Source organism: Curtobacterium sp. NPDC087080, from assembly GCF_044745105.1.
In the GTDB taxonomy this organism is placed as follows: Bacteria; Actinomycetota; Actinomycetes; order Actinomycetales; family Microbacteriaceae; genus Curtobacterium.
The window spans coordinates 97,495-114,884 of the sequence record NZ_JBIUZP010000001.1 but is presented as its reverse complement, the minus strand read 5'-3'; the positions used below and the strand labels follow the sequence as shown (position 1 = coordinate 114,884).

The following is a 17,390-nucleotide window of genomic DNA, read 5'->3' as shown; positions in this document are numbered from 1 at the left end:
ACGACCGGCTACTCCCCGAGTGCCGCCTCGAGCCGCTCGAGCTTCCCGTCGATCTCGCCCGTGTGCCCGGGGCGGATGTCGGCCTTGAGGACGAGGGACACCCGCGTGCCGTGGGCGCCGACGGCCTCGGTGGCGCGCTTGACGACGTCCATCACCTCGTCCCACTCCCCCTCGACCTCGGTGAACATCGACGAGGTGCGGTTCGGCAGCCCGGACTCACGGACGATGCGCACCGCTGCGGCGACCGCGTCGTGCACGGACCCGTCCGAGGATGCCGAGGGACCACCGGACGGTGCGACGGAGAACGCGACGATCATGCGTCCATCCTGCCCCGGTCGACTCCCCCGTGCACCGACGACTCCGACGCCGGCGTCGACGTCGACGTCGAGCCCGACGCACGCCCCGGTGAATGCCCCGACGGACGCCCCGACGGACGCCGAGCCAGCCGCACCAGCACGACCACCGCCCACACCAGCACGGCGACCTCGAGCACGTTCCGAACCGTGAGCACGGACACCATCCACGGGCGCACCGCGAGCAGCTGGTCGTAGAACCCCGGGTAGATCACCTGCGTCAGCAGTGCCAGGGGCAGCAGTCCGATCGCCACCGGCAGGAAGCGCCGCGCGCTCGGGTACCCGGCCACCAGCCCCCAGACGACGGGGACCGCGTACCACCCCACGTACTGCGGCGACCCGACCTTGTTCACGGCGATGAGCGCCGCGACGAACAGCAGCGCGAGGACCGGCGCGACCTCGGTGCGACGGGCACCACCGCGGACCGCGAGCACTGCGAGGACCACGCCGCCGAGCACGAGCAGTGCCATCAGCGGCGTCGACAGGGCTGCTGCGGCGTGGGTCCCCGCTCCGGACACCTCGAAGGTCAGGATCTCGCGGTCGTAGTACACCGCCGCCCCGGGCACCCCGAGTGCGGCCGCCCACATGAAGGGCGTCGCGAGCGGCGCCTCGACCTGCAGCGCCCGGTCGGTCTGCTCCGTGACGAAGGACAGCAGGTGCGGCGCTCCCCCGTAGAGCACGTCGACGAGCACGATCAGCCCGGTCACGACGAGTGCCCCGGTCACGACGGCGCTCCGGTGGCCCCGTCGGAGCAGCACCAGGACGCCGACGAGTGCAGCCGGCCAGACCTTGGTCCAGGCCGCAGCAGTGAAGAGCGCCGACGCGACCGCCGGACGGGTCACGACGAAGGCCACCGCGACGAGGGCCAGGGCGGTGGCCACGGTGTCGATCCGTCCGAGTGCGATCGGCCCGAGCGCGAGCAGGAACACGAGCCACCACCACACGACCCGCACGCCGAACGCACGGAAGCGCCACAGGAAGGCGCACGCCACGGCGTCGAGCAGCACCATGATGGTGAGCCAGCCGCTCGCGATCGCCGCGGTGCCGCCCAGCGCCGCCGCAGCCATGGGCACGAGCGCGAACACCGGGTACACCCAGTCGGTGTCGACCCCGACCCACGAGTGGTCGATCCGCCCGACCTCGATCCACCGCCGGTAGGCGAGGGTGACGTCACCCAGCGGCTGGTTCGGCGCCGTCGTGGCGAGCCACCACAGCACGGCGTGCACCAGGACGAAGACCACGGCGAGCGAGACGCCCTCGACCCACCGGAACCGCTGCTGCACCGTGCGAGCGTAGCGGCCCGACCCACAGGCTCCCCTGAGGAGGACGTGTCACCGTTCCCCGGTGAGCACCGACCCCCGCCAGCGCCCCGCCACCCGCAAGCCCCTCGTGTGGGCGGGGATCGTCCTGCTCGTCGCGGTGCTCGCCGTCGTCGGTGTCGCCGTCGGGACGAACGTGTACACCTCGAACGAGAACGCGAAGGCCTCCGCGACGCCCTCCGTCGCCGCGAGCCGCGCCCCGTCGACGCTCGACCCGGCCGACCTGTCCGGCGACTGGACCGTGGGCGGGGACTCCGAGGCCGGCTACCGCGTCCACGAGGTCCTCAACGGCTCCGACGTCACCGTGACCGGACGGACCGACAGCGTCACCGGCTCGGCGCGGGTCGCGGGGACCTCGATCAGCGAGGCGACGATCACGGTGCAGGTCGCCGACATCGCCACCGACTCGGCGCAGCGCGACTCGTACTTCCGCGACTCCGCCCTCGACGTCTCGGCCTTCCCGCAGGCGACCTTCACGCTCAGCGAGCCGATCGCCGACGCCGTCCCGAGCGGCTCCGGCACGACCGAGGTCCGGGCCGACGGCGAGCTCACCCTGCACGGCGTCACGAAAGCGGTCCGCGCAGATCTGCAGATCGGGCTGGACGGCGACGGTGTCGCGGTGTCCGGTACGGTCCCGATCACGTTCTCGGACTTCGGCGTGCAGGCCCCCGACCTCGGCTTCGTGCAGGTCGACGACGCGGGCGCCGTCGAGTTCCTCGTGCACGCGACCCCCGCGTCCTGACCCGCCGGTCGGACGCGACCCCGCCCGGTCACGCGACCGGCGTCCTGACGTGCCCCAGCACCGGCCGGGAGGCACGCCGCGAGCCCGCCCCGCGCCTCCCGGCCGTCATCCGGTCGCCGCGACGACGCAGAACGACAGATCCGCTGTCGCTCGACATCGCATCTGTCGTTCCGCAGCGGGGAGCGCCACGCTCGCAGCGCGCACCCACCCGGCCGCGCGCTATCCCCGCGCGTCGCCGTCGACCACCATGTCCCGCACCACGCCGCTCAGCTGATCGATCAGCGCCGTCATCGTGAAGGGCCCACCCCGCGACGCCCGCCGCGCCGCGACGCCGTGCACGACCGCCGCCGTCGCCGCGAGGTGTGCGAGGTCCGACGGCGTGAGCGCCGCGCCGGACGCCTCCGCGGCACCCTGCCGCGTGGCGACGAGCGCTCCGAGCACCCCGCCGAGCACGTCCCCCGCGCCGGCTGCGGCCAGCCACGACGTCGCCGACGACGCCACGAGCCGGACCGACCCGTCCGGCGTCGCCACGTGCGTGTCAGAGCCCTTGAGGAGGACGACGCTCCCGGTCCGCTCCGCGGCGCGCAGCGCAGCCGTCGCCGGGTCGCGCTCGACGGTCTCGCGCGACGTGTCGAGCACCGGGGCGAGCTCCCCCGCGTGCGGCGTCAGCACCGCGAGCGGGCCGAGGTCGACGAGCGGGATCGCCCCGGCGTCGACGACCACCGGCACCCCGTCCTCCGAGGCGTGCCGGAAGGCGTCGGCGGTGGACCGGTCGAGCTCGTCGAGCGAGTCCGCCGAGATGCCCGATCCGACCAGCCATGCCTGCACGCGACCGACACCGGAGACCACCTCGGGACGCCGGGTGAGCACGTGGTCGGTCGCCCGCGACGGCCCGACGTACCGGACCATCCCGACCCCGGTGTGCACCGCGGCGTCGACGCCCATCACGGCGGCTCCCGGGTACCGGTCGGAACCCGTCGCGACGCCGAGCACTCCCCGGCGGTACTTGGTCGACTCGCCGTGCGGTGCGGTGGTCCAGGCGGCGGCGTCGGTCGGGGCGAAGGGGACGAAGTCGTTCACGACCGCCACGTTACGGTGGAGCGCATGAGCCTGTTCCTGCCCGGTCGCGTGGTGGTCTTCGACTACGGCGAGGTGATCAGCCGGACGCCGCAGGGCGCGTGGGACACCCTCGTCGCGATGACCGGCGTGCCCGCGGACGAGCTGCTGCCGGTGTACCAGGAGCTGCGGCACGACCTGGACCGCGGCGACCTCACGGTGCTCGAGTACTGGCGCGCGATCGCGGCCCGGACCGGCCGCCGGTGGAGCCTCACCGACGTCCACCGCTTCTGGGCCGTCGACTTCACCGGCTGGTTCGAGGTCGACCCCGAGGTCCTGGCGATCGTCGAGGAGCTGCACGATGCCGGCACGCGCCTCGCCCTGCTCTCGAACGCCGGCCGCGACTTCGGCGACCCGTACCGCTGGTCGCCGATGGGGTCGGTGTTCGAGACGGTCGTGGTGAGCGCCGAGGAGCACGTCCTGAAGCCGGACGCGTCCGTCTACCGCACCACGTGCGAGCGCCTGGGAATCACGCCCGAGCAGATGGTGTTCGTGGACAACAGGGCCGAGAACGCCGCCGGTGCAGACGCGATCGGGGCGGTCGGCCACCACTTCACGTCGCCGGCCGGACTGCGGGCCTTCCTGCAGGACCTGGCGGCACGGAACGCCGAAGGAGCACCCGCGTGACGCACGCCCTGTTCGAACCGATCACCATCCGCGACCTGACCGTCCGCAACCGTCTCTGGGTCTCGCCGATGTGCCAGTACTCGGTCGAGCAGCAGGACGGCGTCCCGACGCCGTGGCACCTCGTGCACCTCGGCGGGTTCGCCAAGGGCGGCGCGGGTGCGGTCGTCGTCGAGGCCGCCGGCGTCGTGCCCGAGGGCCGGATCAGCCCGCAGGACGTCGGGCTGTGGAACGACGAGCAGCGCGACGCCTTCCGGCCGATCGTCGACTTCCTGCACGCGCAGGGCGCCGCTGCCGGCATCCAGCTCGCGCACGCCGGGCGCAAGGCCTCGACGTACCGCCCCTGGTCCGGGACGTCGGGCAGCGTGCCCGAGTCCGAGGGCGGCTGGGCGACGGTCGCCCCGTCGGCCGTGGCCTTCGACGGCTACGCGGTGCCGCGCGAGCTCGAGACCGAGGACATCCGTGTCGTCGCCCTCGCGTTCGCCGCTGCTGCCCGACGCGCGGTCGAGGCGGGCTTCGACCTCGTCGAGCTGCACGCCGCCCACGGCTACCTGCTGCACCAGTTCCTGTCGCCGCTGAGCAACCACCGCACGGACGCCTACGGCGGCTCGCTCGAGAACCGCGCCCGGGCGCTGCTCGAGACGATCGACGCGGTCCGCGCCGAGGTCGGCGCGGGCTTCCCCGTGGTCGTCCGGTTCTCGGCCACCGACTGGGTCGACGGCGGGCTCACCGTCGAGGACACCGTGCAGGTCGCGCGCTGGGCCGCCGAGCACGGCGCCGACCTGGCCGACGTCTCGACCGGCGGCAACGTCGCGAAGGCCCCGATCCCGGTCGGCCCCGGGTACCAGGTCCCGTTCGCCGAGCGGGTCAAGCGCGACGCCGGCATCGGCACGATCGCGGTGGGCATGATCTCCACCGCGTTCCAGGCCGAGCAGGTCGTCGCCACCGGCCAGGCGGACGTCGTCATGGTCGGGCGGGAGTTCCTCCGCGACCCTGCGTTCGCGCTCCGGGCCGCGGCCGAACTCGGCGTCACCCTCGACTACGAGCCGCAGCAGTACCACCGCGCGCGCGTCACGGCGTAGGCCGGCCTCCGTGACGCGCGTCGCGCCTCCCGTCCGGTCACCACGCACCGACGGGAGGCGCGGCGCACTCCCTGTACGTCCTCTCGGCTCCGCCTCCGCGCACCCGGTACGATGTTGCTCACTGTGGACGATCCTCCGAATTCCTCTTCGCCTTCCCACTCATCCGGCGCTCACTCGGTGAGCAGCCCCGCTTCCCCTGTGTCGGGAGGTGGAGAATGAGTCCCCTCGACATCGTCATGCTGGTCGGCGGCATCCTGCTGACCCTCGGTACCGGTGTCTTCGTCGCCTCGGAGTTCGCGCTCGTGAACCTCGACCGCGCCGAGGTCGAGGCCCGGCGCGACCGCGGCGAGACCGGCCTGGCGCCCGTGATCGGCGCGCTGAAGGTCACTTCGACGCACCTGTCGAGCGCGCAGCTCGGCATCACGCTGACGACGCTGCTGACCGGCTACCTGCTCGAGCCCTCGATCGCGACACTGCTCGAGGCACCGTTCCTCGCGATGCAGCTGCCCGAGGCGGTCGTCGAGACCGTCGGCTCGATCGTCGCACTCGTCATCGCCACGCTGCTGTCGATGATCCTCGGCGAGCTCGTGCCGAAGAACTTCGCGCTCGCGCTCCCGCTGCAGACCGCGCGGCTCGTCGTCCCGCTGCAGATCGCCTTCACCACCGTGTTCAAGCCCGCGGTCGCCCTGCTCAACGGCACCGCCAACGCCGTCCTGCGCTCGATGGGCATCGAACCGCAGGAGGAACTGTCGGGTGCCCGCAGCGCCGAGGAGCTCAGCTCCCTCCTGCGCCGTTCGGCATCGGAGGGCTCGCTCGAGCAGGACACCGCGACGCTGCTCCAGCGCACGATCGCGTTCTCCGAGCTGGACGCGAGCGACGTGATGACCCCGCGCCCGCGGCTGTCGACCATCCGCGTCTCGGAGTCGGCGGACGACGTCCTCGCCCTGGCCCGCCGGACCGGCTTCAGCCGCTTCCCCGTCATCGAGGAGGACGCTGACGACGTCGTCGGCATCGTGCACGTCAAGCAGGCGGTCGCGGTCCCGCGCGAGAAGCGCCCCGAGGTCCCCGTCGGTGCCCTGATGACCGAGGCCGAGCGCGTGCCCGAGACCATGCCCGGCGACACCCTGCTCGCCGAGGTCCGGAGCCGCGGGTACCAGATGGTGATCGTCGTCGACGAGTACGGCGGCACCGCCGGTGTCGTCACGCTCGAGGACCTCGTCGAGGAGATCGTCGGCGAGGTGTCCGACGAACACGACCGCGCCCGCATCGACGTCGTGCGCTCCCGCAACTGGTTGACCTTCCCCGGGCTGCTGCGCCCCGACGAGCTCGAGGACCGCGCCGGTGTGACGGTGCCGGAGGACGGCCCGTACGAGACCGTCGGCGGATTCATCATGTCCTCGCTCGGGCGCCTGCCCGCGGTCGGCGACGAGGTCGCGCTCGACGACGGTGTGTTCCGCGTCGAGCGGCTGGACGGGCGCCGGGTCGACCGCGTCCGCTGGACCCCGAACCGCCCCGACCCCGTCCCGACCACGACGGGCAGCAGGGCGACCGGCAGCACCGCGACCGCGCAGCGCCCGGCCACCGGGATCATCATCCCCGCCACGAAGGAGGGCTCCCGATGAGCGCCACGTCCGTGCACGACGGGATGGTCGTCCTCGCCGCCGGTGAGTCCGCGTCGAGCAGCTCCGACTGGTGGGGCATCTTCTGGCTCGTCGTCCTGCTGCTCGGCAACGCCTACTTCGTCGCCGCCGAGTTCGCCGTCATCTCCGCCCGCCGCTCGCAGATCGAGCCGCGCGCCGAGGCCGGTTCCAAGGCCGCGCAGACGACGCTCGCCGCGATGGAGCACGCGACCCGCATGCTCGCCACCACGCAGCTCGGCATCACGGTGTGCTCGCTCCTGATCCTCAACGTGTCCGAGCCGGCGATCCACCACCTGCTCGAGGCTCCGCTCGGGCTGACCGGCTGGAGCGTCGAGGTGATCGGCACCGTGGCCTTCGTGTTCACGCTGCTGCTCGTGTCCTTCCTGCACGTGGTGTTCGGCGAGATGGTGCCGAAGAACATCTCGTTCTCGATGCCCGACCGGGCCGCGCTGCTGCTCGTCCCGACCCTCTGGTACATCGGGCACGCCCTGCACTGGGTGATCGTCGGCCTGAACGAGACCGCGAACGCCGTGCTCCGCCTGTTCAAGGTCGAGCCGAAGGACGAGGCCGTCAGCGCGTTCACCGTGGAGGAGGTCCAGACGATCGTCGAGCAGTCCCGTCGCGAGGGCACGCTCACGGACGACGGCAAGCTCGCGATGGCGTTCGAGTTCACGGAGAAGAAGGTCAGGGACGTCGCCGTGCCGATGTCCGACCTGGTCACGCTCCCCGAGGACGCCACCCCCGAGGACGTCGAGCGTGCGGTCGCCCAGCGCGGCTTCTCGCGGTACGTCCTCGTCGGCGACGACGGCGACCCGACGGGCTACGTGCACGTGAAGGACGTCATCGACCTGCGCCCGGACGAGTTCGACGTGCCGGTGCCGCCGAAGCGGATCCGGCAGCTCATCTCGCTGTACACGGACATGGACCTCGAGGACGCCCTCGCGACCATGCGTGCCGCCGGTCGCCACGTGGCGCGGGCGTTCGACGCCGAGGGACGCACGATCGGTGTGCTGTTCCTCGAGGACATCCTCGAGGAACTCGTGGGCACCGTCGAGGACGCGACCCGACGGCGGTAGACCGCGCCCGACGGACGGGAGGCGCGGTGCCAGCTGGCACCGCGCCTCCCGTCCGTCTGTCGGTCGCGGACCCGAGACTCGCGCTCAGCGACGTTCCTCGCGCTCCTCGGCCCGAGAGACGTCGCTCAGGCCGAGACTCGGGCCGGCCGGGCCGGCTACCAGCTCACGGGGAGCGGCTTGCCCTCCTCGTAGCCGGCAGCCGACTGGATGCCGACGAGCGCCCGCTCCGAGAACTCGGCGAGCGAGGACGCCCCCGCGTACGTCGCGGAGCTGCGGATGCCGGTGGTGATCATGTCGAGCAGGTCCTCGACGCTCGGGCGTTCCGGGTCGAGGTAGATCGTCGACGACGAGATGCCCTCGGCGAAGAGCGCCTTGCGTGCCCGCTCGTAGGGGTCGAGCCGCTCGAAGCGCTCCCGGACGGCCTTCGCCGACGCCATGCCCCAGCTCTCCTTGTACGCCTTGCCCGCGGCGTCGCGACGGAGCACGCCCGGTGCCTCGAGCGTGCCGGCGAACCACGAGCCGATCATGACGCTCGACGCGCCGGCGGCCAGGGCGAGCGCGACGTCGCGGGGGTAGCGGACGCCACCGTCCGCCCAGACGTGCGCTCCGAGCGACCGGGCGGCCGCGGCGGCCTCGAGCACGGCGGAGAACTGCGGACGACCGACGGCCGTCATCATGCGCGTGGTGCACATCGCGCCCGGGCCGACGCCGACCTTGATGATGGTCGCACCGGCGTCGACGAGGTGCGCGACGGCGTCGGCGGTGACGACGTTGCCGGCGACGATCGGCAGCCCGAGGTCGAGCGCCGAGACGGTGCGGAGCGCGCGGAGCATGCCCTCCTGGTGACCGTGCGCGGTGTCGAGCACGAGCACGTCGACCCCGGCCGCGGCGAGGGCCTTCGCCTTCGCGGCGACGTCGCCGTTGATGCCGACCGCTGCGGCGACCCGGAGGCGCCCCTCCCCGTCGACGGCCGGCGTGTAGATGTCCTGGCGGATCGCACTGGTCTGGCTGGTGGTGCCGACGACCCGGCCGTGACGGACGACGGGCGCGAAGTCGACCTCGGCGGCCGAGAGCACGTCGTACACGTGCCGCGGGGTGCCGGCGTCCTCGGCGTCGATCGCCGTGGAGGGTCCGTGCAGCAGGTCACCGATCGTGGCGTCCGCACCGGCGGTGCCGAGTCGGGCGGCCGGCACGCAGCCGAGGTACTCCCCCGCGCCGTCACGGACGACGACCCCGCGGCCGGCGACGGGCAGGAGCTGCTCGAGTGCCTCGGCCACCGTGGTGTCGGCGCGCATGTCGTAGGCGGTGTCGAAGTCGACCGGCTGCTCCTTGACCCAGCGGATCGCGGCGTCGAGGTCCTGCAGGTGCATGTCCTGCGGCAGCACCCCGAGACCACCGCGGCGGGCGAGGGTCGCGGCGAGGCGCGGACCCGTCACCGAGTTCATGTTGGCGCTGACGATCGGGATCGTGGCACCCGTGCCGTCGTTCGTGGCGAGGTCCACGTCGAAGCGGCTCGTCACCCCGGACCGGCTCGGCACGAGGAACACGTCGGAGTAGGTCAGGTCGTGCGTCGGCCGCGTCTCGTAGAACCTCATGGGTGCAACTGTACGGCCCCGCAGTCGCGCGGACACGTGCTCGGCTGTGCCGCCACGGTGCTCGTCGGGCCGTGCCGCCGGCCCACCGTGCCGCCCGGCTGCACGACACCCGTCGTCCGTGCGACCGTCCCGGTGAGCGGGTCCCGTCCCGACACGCGCGAGTGCGGCCGGGAGGCGCGGCGCGCGTCCGACGGTCACCGAACGGTCGGCGCGGAACGGCTAGGCTGGCGGCCAGTGCGGAGCAGGGTTGCCCCGCACGACACACACGAGCATCTATCGACGGAGAGTGGGCGATCGGCTGTGTCGAGCCATCTGACGGGTACGGACGAGACCGCGGGCGAATTCGGGGCGAACGAGTGGCTGGTCGACGAGCTCTACGAGCAGTTCGTCGCCGACAAGGAGTCCGTCGACGAGTCCTGGTGGCCCGTGCTCGAGAGCTACCACCGCTCGCAGACCGGTTCCTCCGCCGCCGGCGGCTCCGCCCGGTCCGACTCTCCCGCTCCCGCGCAGTCGTCGTCGCAGTCGACCACGCAGCAGCCCGCCACGGGTGACGTCCCGGCCGAGGCGAAGCCGGGCGGTCCGATCCAGGCCAAGACGACCTCGCGGCAGCCGACCCCGCAGCCGATCCCGGCCGAGGCAAACGACCAGGCCGACGACCACGAGGAGACCCACGAGGACGTGGCGACCCCGCTCCGGGGCATGGCGAAGACGCTGGCCTCGAACATGGACGCCTCGCTCACGGTCCCGACGGCGACCAGCGTCCGGACGATCCCGGCGAAGCTGATGATCGACAACCGCATCGTCGTCAACAACCACCTGCGTCGTGCCCGCGGCGGCAAGATCTCCTTCACGCACCTGATCGGCTGGGCGATGGTGCAGGCGCTGAAGGACTTCCCGAGCCAGAACGTGTTCTACGAGGAGCGCGACGGCAAGCCCTTCGTGGTCGAGCCCGCGCACGTGAACCTCGGCATCGCCATCGACGTCCCGAAGAAGGACGGCACCCGCTCGCTCCTCGTCCCGAGCATCAAGCGTGCCGAGACCCTGACCTTCGGCCAGTTCCTCTCCGCCTACGAGGACCTCGTCAAGCGCGCCCGCGACAACAAGCTCACGCCGGCGGACTTCCAGGGCACGACGATCTCGCTCACCAACCCGGGCGGCATCGGCACCGTGCACTCGGTCCCGCGCCTGACGAAGGGCCAGGGGTCGATCATCGGCGCCGGCGCGCTCGAGTACCCGGCGCAGTTCCAGGGCTCCGCGACGAAGACCCTGGTCGAGCTGGGCGTCGGCAAGACGATCACGCTGACGAGCACCTACGACCACCGCGTCATCCAGGGTGCCGGGTCGGGCGAGTACCTGAAGAAGGTGCACGAGCGCCTCATCGGCGAGCACGGCTTCTACGAGGGCATCTTCTCGGCGCTGCGCATCCCCTACAAGCCCATCCAGTGGGCGAACGACATCAACGTCGACCTGGCGCACCGCGTCAACAAGACGTCCCGCGTGCAGGAGCTCATCAACAGCTTCCGGGTGCGCGGACACCTGATGGCGGACATCGACCCGCTCGAGTACCGGCAGCGCACGCACCCGGACCTCGAGCTCGAGAACCACGGGCTGACGTTCTGGGACCTCGACCGCGAGTTCGTCACCGGCGGCCTGGCCGGCACCACGACCGCACCGCTGCGCGACGTGCTCGGCATCCTGCGCGACGCCTACTGCCGCACCGTCGGCGTCGAGTACATGCACATCCAGGACCCGGAGCAGCGTCGCTGGGTCCAGGGGCACATCGAGGTGCCGTACTCGAAGCCGTCGAAGGACGAGCAGTTGCGCGTCCTCGGCAAGCTCAACGAGGCCGAGGCGTTCGAGACCTTCCTGCAGACGAAGTACGTCGGCCAGAAGCGCTTCTCGCTCGAGGGCGGCGAGTCGACCATCGCGTTCCTCGACACCCTCATCCAGCACGCCGCGGGCGCCGGCCTCGACGAGGTCGCGATCGGCATGGCCCACCGCGGCCGGCTCAACGTCCTGACGAACATCGCCGGGAAGACCTACGGGCAGATCTTCCGCGAGTTCGAGGGCTCGTCGCTGCCCGGTGCCGTGTCCGGCCAGGGCTCGGGCGACGTCAAGTACCACGTCGGCACCGAGGGGCTCTTCCGTGCCTCGGACGGCTCGAGCATCCCCGTGACCATCGCCGCGAACCCGTCGCACCTCGAGGCCGTCGACGGCGTGCTCGAGGGCATCGTCCGCGCCAAGCAGGACCGGACCCCGCCGGGCACCTTCGGCGTGCTGCCGGTGCTCGTGCACGGTGACGCCGCCATGGCCGGCCAGGGCGTCGTCGTCGAGACCCTGCAGATGTCGCAGCTCCGCGGCTACCGCACGGGCGGCACGGTCCACCTCGTCATCAACAACCAGGTCGGGTTCACCACGCCCCCGGAGTCCGCGCGCACCTCGGTGTACTCGACCGACGTGGCGAAGACGATCCAGGCGCCGATCTTCCACGTCAACGGGGACGACCCCGAGGCCGTGGCGCGTGTCGCGGAGCTCGCCTTCGCCTACCGCGAGGAGTTCCACCGCGACGTCGTCATCGACCTCGTCTGCTACCGCCGCCGCGGCCACAACGAGGGCGACGACCCCTCGATGACGCAGCCCCTCATGTACAACCTCATCGAGGCGAAGCGCTCCGTCCGCACGCTGTACACCGAGGCCCTCGTCGGCCGCGGTGACATCACGCAGGAGGAGTACGACGAGGCGCACCGCGACTTCCAGGACCGCCTCGAGCGCGCCTTCGCCGAGACCCACGAGGCGCAGACCGGCACGATGCCCGTCATCACGACGGACGACGACGGCGCGGTGGACGGCCTCGAGCGTCCCACCGCGCAGCGCGACGACGCCGAGGTCGAGGTGCACGACACGGCGATCTCCGAGGAGCTCGTCCGGGCCATCGGCGACGCACACAGCAACCCGCCCGCCGGCTTCTCGATCCACCCGAAGCTGCAGCAGCTCCTCACCAAGCGCACCGAGATGACCCGCTCCGGCGGCATCGACTGGGCGATGGCGGAGCTCATGGCGATCGGCTCGGTGCTGGTCGAGGGCAAGCCCGTCCGACTCGCCGGCCAGGACGCCCGACGTGGCACGTTCGTGCAGCGCCAGGCGGTCTTCCACGACCGGGTGAACGGGCAGGAGTGGCTGCCGCTCGCCAACGTCGCCGAGGACCAGGCCCGCCTGTACATCTACGACTCGCTGCTCAGTGAGTACGCGGCGATGGCGTTCGAGTACGGCTACTCGGTCGAACGTCCCGAGGCCCTCGTGCTCTGGGAGGCGCAGTTCGGCGACTTCGCGAACGGCGCGCAGACCGTCATCGACGAGTTCATCTCGTCCGCCGAGCAGAAGTGGGGCCAGCGCTCCGGTCTGGTGCTGCTGCTCCCCCACGGCTACGAGGGCCAGGGGCCGGACCACTCCTCGGCGCGCATCGAGCGCTACCTGCAGCTCTGCGCCGAGGACAACATGATCGTCGCGCGTCCCTCGACGCCGGCCTCGTGGTTCCACCTGCTCCGTCGCCAGGCGTGGGAGCGCCCGCAGAAGCCGCTCGTCGTGTTCACGCCGAAGGCCATGCTCCGCCTGCGCCAGGCGACGAGCCCGGTCGAGGCGTTCACGAGCGGGTCGTTCCGCGAGGTGCTCGACGACGACCGCGTGACCGACAAGGGAGCCGTGCGCCGCGTCGTGCTGCACTCGGGCAAGGTGCACCACGACCTCCGCGCCGAGCTCGACAAGTCCGGCGCGACCGACGTCGCCCTCGTGCGGCTGGAGCAGCTCGCCCCGCTCCCCCTCGACGAGCTGCTGCAGGTGCTCGCCGGCTACCCGCAGGCCGAGGTCGTCTGGGCGCAGGAGGAGCCGGAGAACCAGGGCGCCTGGCCGTTCGTCTGCATGAACCTGTCGCCGCACCTCGACGGCCGTCCGCTCTCCGTGGCCTCGCGCCCGGCGAGCGCCGCACCGGCGACGGGATCGTCGAAGCGCTCCGCGGGTGAGGCCGCCGACGTCGTCCGGAAGGCACTCGGCTGACCCGCCGCGCCCCCTGACGCACGATGCGCCCCGTGGAGACGGGGCGCATCGTCGTGTCGGGGGCGCATCGTCGCGTCCGGGGCGCATCGTCGCGTCGGGGCGCAGGACCGACCGGTACGGCGTCAGCAGCACCGGCGGGCTGCGCGAGCGCGGGGCTACCGGAGCTTCGTGTAGCGGACGCCGGCCTCGTGGTACCCGCGCTTCTGGTAGAAGCGGTGCGCGCTGTCGGTCGCGGCGGCGGACACGGCGCTGAGGCGGTGCGCGCCCTGGTCGGTCGCCCACGTCTCGAACGTGTCGATGAGCGCGGAACCCGTGCCGTGCCTCCTGGCCGTTGGGTCGACCACCAGCAGCAGGAGCTGCGCCGTGGGCTCGTCGCTCGCGTACGACCATGTGACCTGCGCCCCGGCCACGGCGACCGCGCGACCGTCGTCGCCACGGACCAGCCACGTGCGGTGCCCGGCCTCGGGCACGAGCCGCTCCAGCCGTGCGCGCATGGCAGACTCGTCGACGACGTGCCCGAGCAGACGGACGAGGGCGGTGACGTCGGCGACGTCCGTGTCGGACCAGGTGGTGATCGACTCGGCGGTGAGGGTCATGGGGCGACCCTACCCAGCGCCGGCGACGTGTGACGACGAGCACACGCTTGTGAAAACACTTGATATTTCGTATCCTTCATGGGACTCGTCCACTCGAAGGAGACACCATGCACCTCTCTGCCCGCTCCAGCCGCCGCAGCGCCCTCGTCGCCGTCCCGCTGGCCCTCGTCGCCAGCGCCGCGGTGATCTCCGGCGCGTCCTACGCCGCGTTCTCCGGCTCGACCGACAACGCCGGCAACAACTGGCGCACCGGCACCGTCGCGCTCGACGACGACCACCAGGGCACCGCCCTGTTCGAGGTCGACGACCTCGTCCCCGGTGACACCGGCGAGCAGTGCCTCACCGTCACCGCGACGACCTCGAGTCCGGCGGAGGTCCGCTTCTACGGCGCGGACGTCGTCGACGGCGGTGCCGCGGACCACCTCGACCTCATCGTCGAACGCGGGACCGCGACCGGGCCCGGCTGCGAGGGCTTCACCGCGCAGGACGGCGTCTTCGCCGACACGCTGGGCGCCCTCGCGGCATCGACCTCGTTCGCCGACGGCCACGGCTCCTGGACGCCGACCACCGGCACGGAGGACACGGTCTACCGCATCACGTACCGCCTCGGCGAGGACACCCCGAACTCGGCGCAGGGCACCTCCGCGTCGACCACGTTCGTGTGGGAGGCGCAGACGACGTAGCGGCCACTTCCGGAGCCGCACACCACCACCGGACCGAGGGAGGACGAACGATGCCCCGCGACACGACCCGCACCGGGCGGCGCTGCACGAGCGACGCCGTCGCGCTCGGGATCGCCACCACAGCCAGGACCCTGCTCCTGACGGCTGTCGCCCTGCTCCTGTGGGCGCTCGTGCCCGCGTGCCTCGGCTGGCAGACGACCACGGTGGTGAGCGGCTCCATGGCCCCGGCCGTCCAGGTCGGGGACGTCGTCGCCGCAGCACCACTGCCGGAGACCGCCCGCACGCCGGGACGGGTCCTGCTGGTGGACGACCCCGATCATCCGGGCCGCCTCCGCCTGCACCGTCTCGACCGGGTGCGGGAGGACGGGATGCTCGTCCTCCGCGGGGACGCCAACCCGCGGCCCGACCGGAGTGCCGTGTCACCGTCGGCGGTCCGCGGCGTCGCCCTGCTGCGGTTCCCCGCGGTCGGCCTCCCGGCGACGTGGCTCCGCGAGCGTGACACCGCGCACATCGCCGGAGCGCTCGCGCTCGGGCTCGCCCTCCTCTTCCTCGCCGAGCGCGACCGGGAGATCCGCGACGGCGCTCCGTGTCGTCGGTGCGGTACCCCGCGTGCGGACCTCGTCACCCCGCTGCCCGCCGTGCCGGGGTCACCCTCGTCGTCCCCGGTGACGCTCCTCGCCGTCCTCGCCGCCGTGACCGCCGCCGCGATCGGCACCGGGTCCGGGGCGAACGCGGCCTTCTCGGCGGACACCGGGGCAGCGGTGTCGGCGGCGACGGCGCCGTCCTTCCCGTGCTACCGCGGGTTCCTGGACAACCCGTCGCTGGCGTGGGACTTCGACGAGAAGTCGGGTCCGGACGTCGTCGACCGGGTCCACCTCCAGCCCGGGGTGATCACGGGGAACGCGCATCGGCTGAACGCCTCGTGCACGGGCAACCCGTCCCTCCGGTTCGAGGACGCCGACGATCCGCCGCGTGTCACCAGCACGACGAGGATCCAGGCTCCCTCCACCTCCAGCATCGAGATCTGGTTCCGGACGGAGCGCGCACAGGGCAGCATCATGTCCTTCGGCTCCGGGCAGACGACCGCGTCCGAGCACACGGACCGCCGCCTCTACGTCACCTCGGACGGAACCCTGGCGTTCGGGGTGCAGGACGGCGTCGACGCGACCCGGCGGGCGGTCACCTCGTCCACTCGGGTCGACGACGGCCTGTGGCACATGGCCGTCGGCACGTCGACGCGTGGCCGGACGGCGCTCTGGCTGGACGGCGTCGAGGTGGCCAGCCGGACCGACACCACCGAACCGTCCACGTTCGACGGCTACTGGCGCGTCGGGCTCGAGTCCACCGCCGACTGGCCCGCGGCCGACGAGGGAGCGCCGAACTTCGTCGGCGACGTCGACACGGCACGTGTCTACAACCGCGAACTGCCCTGGACGGCGGTCGCGACGCACTTCATGCTCGGGCGGTGACCGCTAGTGCGTCGACTGCTCCACGCGGATCCGCGCCAGGATCTCCGTCCGGAGCTGGTCCGGAGCGGTCTCGGCGCAGGCGCGCTTCACGGTCTCCGTGAGGACGACGCCCACGCGGTGCTCGCTCGTGCAGTCCTCGCAGGACTCCATGTGCTCGCGGATGTCCGCAGCGTCCTCGCGGCAGAGCTCGTCGTGGAGGAACTCCTCGAGCTCGGCCTTGGCCTTCGAGCAGTCGCAGCCGCTCATCGTGCGTCCTTCCCGTCGGTGCGGCCAGCGGCCGCAGTCGTCTTCCGGCCCCGCCCGCGCATCGTCGCCGTCGACGCTGCGTCCGGGACGATGCCGGTCTCGCGTGCGTGGTCCGCCAGGAGCCCGCGGAGGAGTCGGCGGCCACGGTGGAGACGGCTCATGACCGTCCCCACGGGGGTCTTCATGATGTCGGCGATCTCCTGGTAGGAGAAGCCCTCGACGTCCGCGAAGTACACGGCCATCCGGAAGTCCTCGGGGATCGACTGGAGCGCGTCCTTCACGGCGGAGGACGGCAGGTGGTCGATCGCGTCGGCCTCGGCGGAGCGCGCGGACACTGACTGCGTGACGCTCTCGGCGCCGCCGAGCTGCCAGTCCTCGAGCTCGTCGATCGTGCCCTGGTACGGGTTCCGCTGGTTCTTGCGGTACGTGTTGATGAACGTGTTCGTCAGGATCCGGTAGAGCCACGCCTTGAGGTTGGTGCCCTGCCGGAACTGCCGGAACGCCGCGTACGCCTTGACGAAGGTCTCCTGCACCAGGTCCGAGGCGTCGGCCGGGTTGCGGGTCATCCGCATCGCGGCGCCGTAGAGCTGGTCCATGAACGGGAGCGCCTGCGCCTCGAACAACGACCGCAGCTCGGCCTCGGAGACGGTCTTCTCGTCGGCGGGCTCGGCCTCGGGCTCGAGGGCGTCCGCTTCCTCGGACACCGCGTCGAGCTGCGCCTCGGTCTCCTCGACCAGGTCGTGCGGTGCTGCCTGCGGTTCGTCGGTCGTCATCACGGACGAGTCTAGGCCGAGCCCGA

General features: G+C 72.1%; 15 protein-coding genes. 8 read left to right on the top strand and 7 right to left on the bottom strand.

Annotated elements, in window-relative coordinates:
• Positions 1-8: 8 nt before the first annotated feature.
• A complete protein-coding gene (locus ACIPEQ_RS00525; RefSeq protein ID WP_209823493.1) occupies positions 9-317 on the bottom strand; it encodes an MTH1187 family thiamine-binding protein in 309 nt (102 codons plus the stop codon).
• Positions 314-1,636 carry a hypothetical protein gene (locus ACIPEQ_RS00520; RefSeq protein WP_402713411.1) on the bottom strand — a complete coding sequence of 441 codons (1,323 nt, stop codon included), beginning with the start codon at positions 1,634-1,636 and terminating at the stop codon, positions 314-316. Before ACIPEQ_RS00520 ends, ACIPEQ_RS00525 begins: the two co-directional genes overlap by 4 nt.
• A gap of 61 nt (positions 1,637-1,697) precedes the next feature.
• Between ACIPEQ_RS00520 and ACIPEQ_RS00515 the strand changes: the two genes are divergently transcribed.
• Entirely contained in the window at positions 1,698-2,414 is a 717-nt protein-coding gene (locus tag ACIPEQ_RS00515) for a YceI family protein (protein ID WP_402713409.1), read from the top strand.
• A 219-nt stretch (positions 2,415-2,633) separates the two neighbouring features.
• On the opposite strand, the gene ACIPEQ_RS00510 is transcribed toward ACIPEQ_RS00515, so the two are convergent.
• Positions 2,634-3,494, bottom strand: a complete 861-nt coding sequence (locus ACIPEQ_RS00510) for an NAD(P)H-hydrate dehydratase (protein ID WP_402713408.1) — start codon at positions 3,492-3,494, stop codon at positions 2,634-2,636.
• 24 nt (positions 3,495-3,518) lie between these two features.
• Here ACIPEQ_RS00510 and ACIPEQ_RS00505 point away from each other — a divergent pair, with 24 nt between their 5' ends.
• The 4 genes from ACIPEQ_RS00505 (at position 3,519) to ACIPEQ_RS00490 (ending at position 7,952) form a co-directional block, all read left to right on the top strand.
• Positions 3,519-4,157, top strand: coding sequence for an HAD family phosphatase (locus ACIPEQ_RS00505; RefSeq protein WP_250367256.1), 639 nt, complete (start codon positions 3,519-3,521; stop codon positions 4,155-4,157).
• Positions 4,154-5,236: an NADH:flavin oxidoreductase/NADH oxidase gene (locus ACIPEQ_RS00500; protein ID WP_402713406.1), complete on the top strand. Its 1,083-nt coding sequence runs from the start codon at positions 4,154-4,156 to the stop codon at positions 5,234-5,236. The genes ACIPEQ_RS00505 and ACIPEQ_RS00500 overlap by 4 nt, the downstream gene beginning before the upstream one ends.
• 215 nt (positions 5,237-5,451) lie before the next feature.
• On the top strand, positions 5,452-6,858 hold the full coding sequence (locus tag ACIPEQ_RS00495; protein WP_402713405.1) for a hemolysin family protein: 1,407 nt from the start codon (positions 5,452-5,454) through the stop codon (positions 6,856-6,858).
• A 23-nt stretch (positions 6,859-6,881) separates the two neighbouring features.
• Positions 6,882-7,952 (top strand): hemolysin family protein, encoded by a 1,071-nt coding sequence (locus tag ACIPEQ_RS00490; RefSeq protein ID WP_402714190.1) that lies wholly within the window; start codon positions 6,882-6,884, stop codon positions 7,950-7,952.
• A gap of 155 nt (positions 7,953-8,107) precedes the next feature.
• Here ACIPEQ_RS00490 and ACIPEQ_RS00485 read toward each other — a convergent pair whose 3' ends face one another.
• A complete protein-coding gene (locus ACIPEQ_RS00485; RefSeq protein WP_402713404.1) occupies positions 8,108-9,547 on the bottom strand; it encodes a GuaB1 family IMP dehydrogenase-related protein in 1,440 nt (479 codons plus the stop codon).
• A gap of 300 nt (positions 9,548-9,847) precedes the next feature.
• Between ACIPEQ_RS00485 and ACIPEQ_RS00480 the strand changes: the two genes are divergently transcribed.
• Entirely contained in the window at positions 9,848-13,597 is a 3,750-nt protein-coding gene (locus ACIPEQ_RS00480; protein ID WP_402713402.1) for a multifunctional oxoglutarate decarboxylase/oxoglutarate dehydrogenase thiamine pyrophosphate-binding subunit/dihydrolipoyllysine-residue succinyltransferase subunit, read from the top strand.
• A gap of 155 nt (positions 13,598-13,752) precedes the next feature.
• Here the strand turns inward: ACIPEQ_RS00480 and ACIPEQ_RS00475 are convergent, their stop codons facing one another.
• Positions 13,753-14,193 carry a GNAT family N-acetyltransferase gene (locus tag ACIPEQ_RS00475; protein WP_402713401.1) on the bottom strand — a complete coding sequence of 147 codons (441 nt, stop codon included), beginning with the start codon at positions 14,191-14,193 and terminating at the stop codon, positions 13,753-13,755.
• Between the two features lie 107 nt (positions 14,194-14,300).
• On the opposite strand from ACIPEQ_RS00475, the gene ACIPEQ_RS00470 reads away from it, so the two are divergent.
• Positions 14,301-14,876 (top strand): hypothetical protein, encoded by a 576-nt coding sequence (locus ACIPEQ_RS00470; protein WP_402713399.1) that lies wholly within the window; start codon positions 14,301-14,303, stop codon positions 14,874-14,876.
• Between the two features lie 50 nt (positions 14,877-14,926).
• Positions 14,927-16,345: a LamG-like jellyroll fold domain-containing protein gene (locus ACIPEQ_RS00465; RefSeq protein WP_402713398.1), complete on the top strand. Its 1,419-nt coding sequence runs from the start codon at positions 14,927-14,929 to the stop codon at positions 16,343-16,345.
• Positions 16,346-16,348: 3 nt separating this feature from the next.
• On the opposite strand, the gene ACIPEQ_RS00460 is transcribed toward ACIPEQ_RS00465, so the two are convergent.
• Together ACIPEQ_RS00460 and ACIPEQ_RS00455 are read right to left on the bottom strand one after the other, a co-directional pair.
• A complete protein-coding gene (locus ACIPEQ_RS00460; protein ID WP_402713396.1) occupies positions 16,349-16,591 on the bottom strand; it encodes a zf-HC2 domain-containing protein in 243 nt (80 codons plus the stop codon).
• Entirely contained in the window at positions 16,588-17,364 is a 777-nt protein-coding gene (locus tag ACIPEQ_RS00455) for a sigma-70 family RNA polymerase sigma factor (RefSeq protein WP_402713395.1), read from the bottom strand. The genes ACIPEQ_RS00460 and ACIPEQ_RS00455 overlap by 4 nt, the downstream gene beginning before the upstream one ends.
• Positions 17,365-17,390 lie beyond the last annotated feature (26 nt).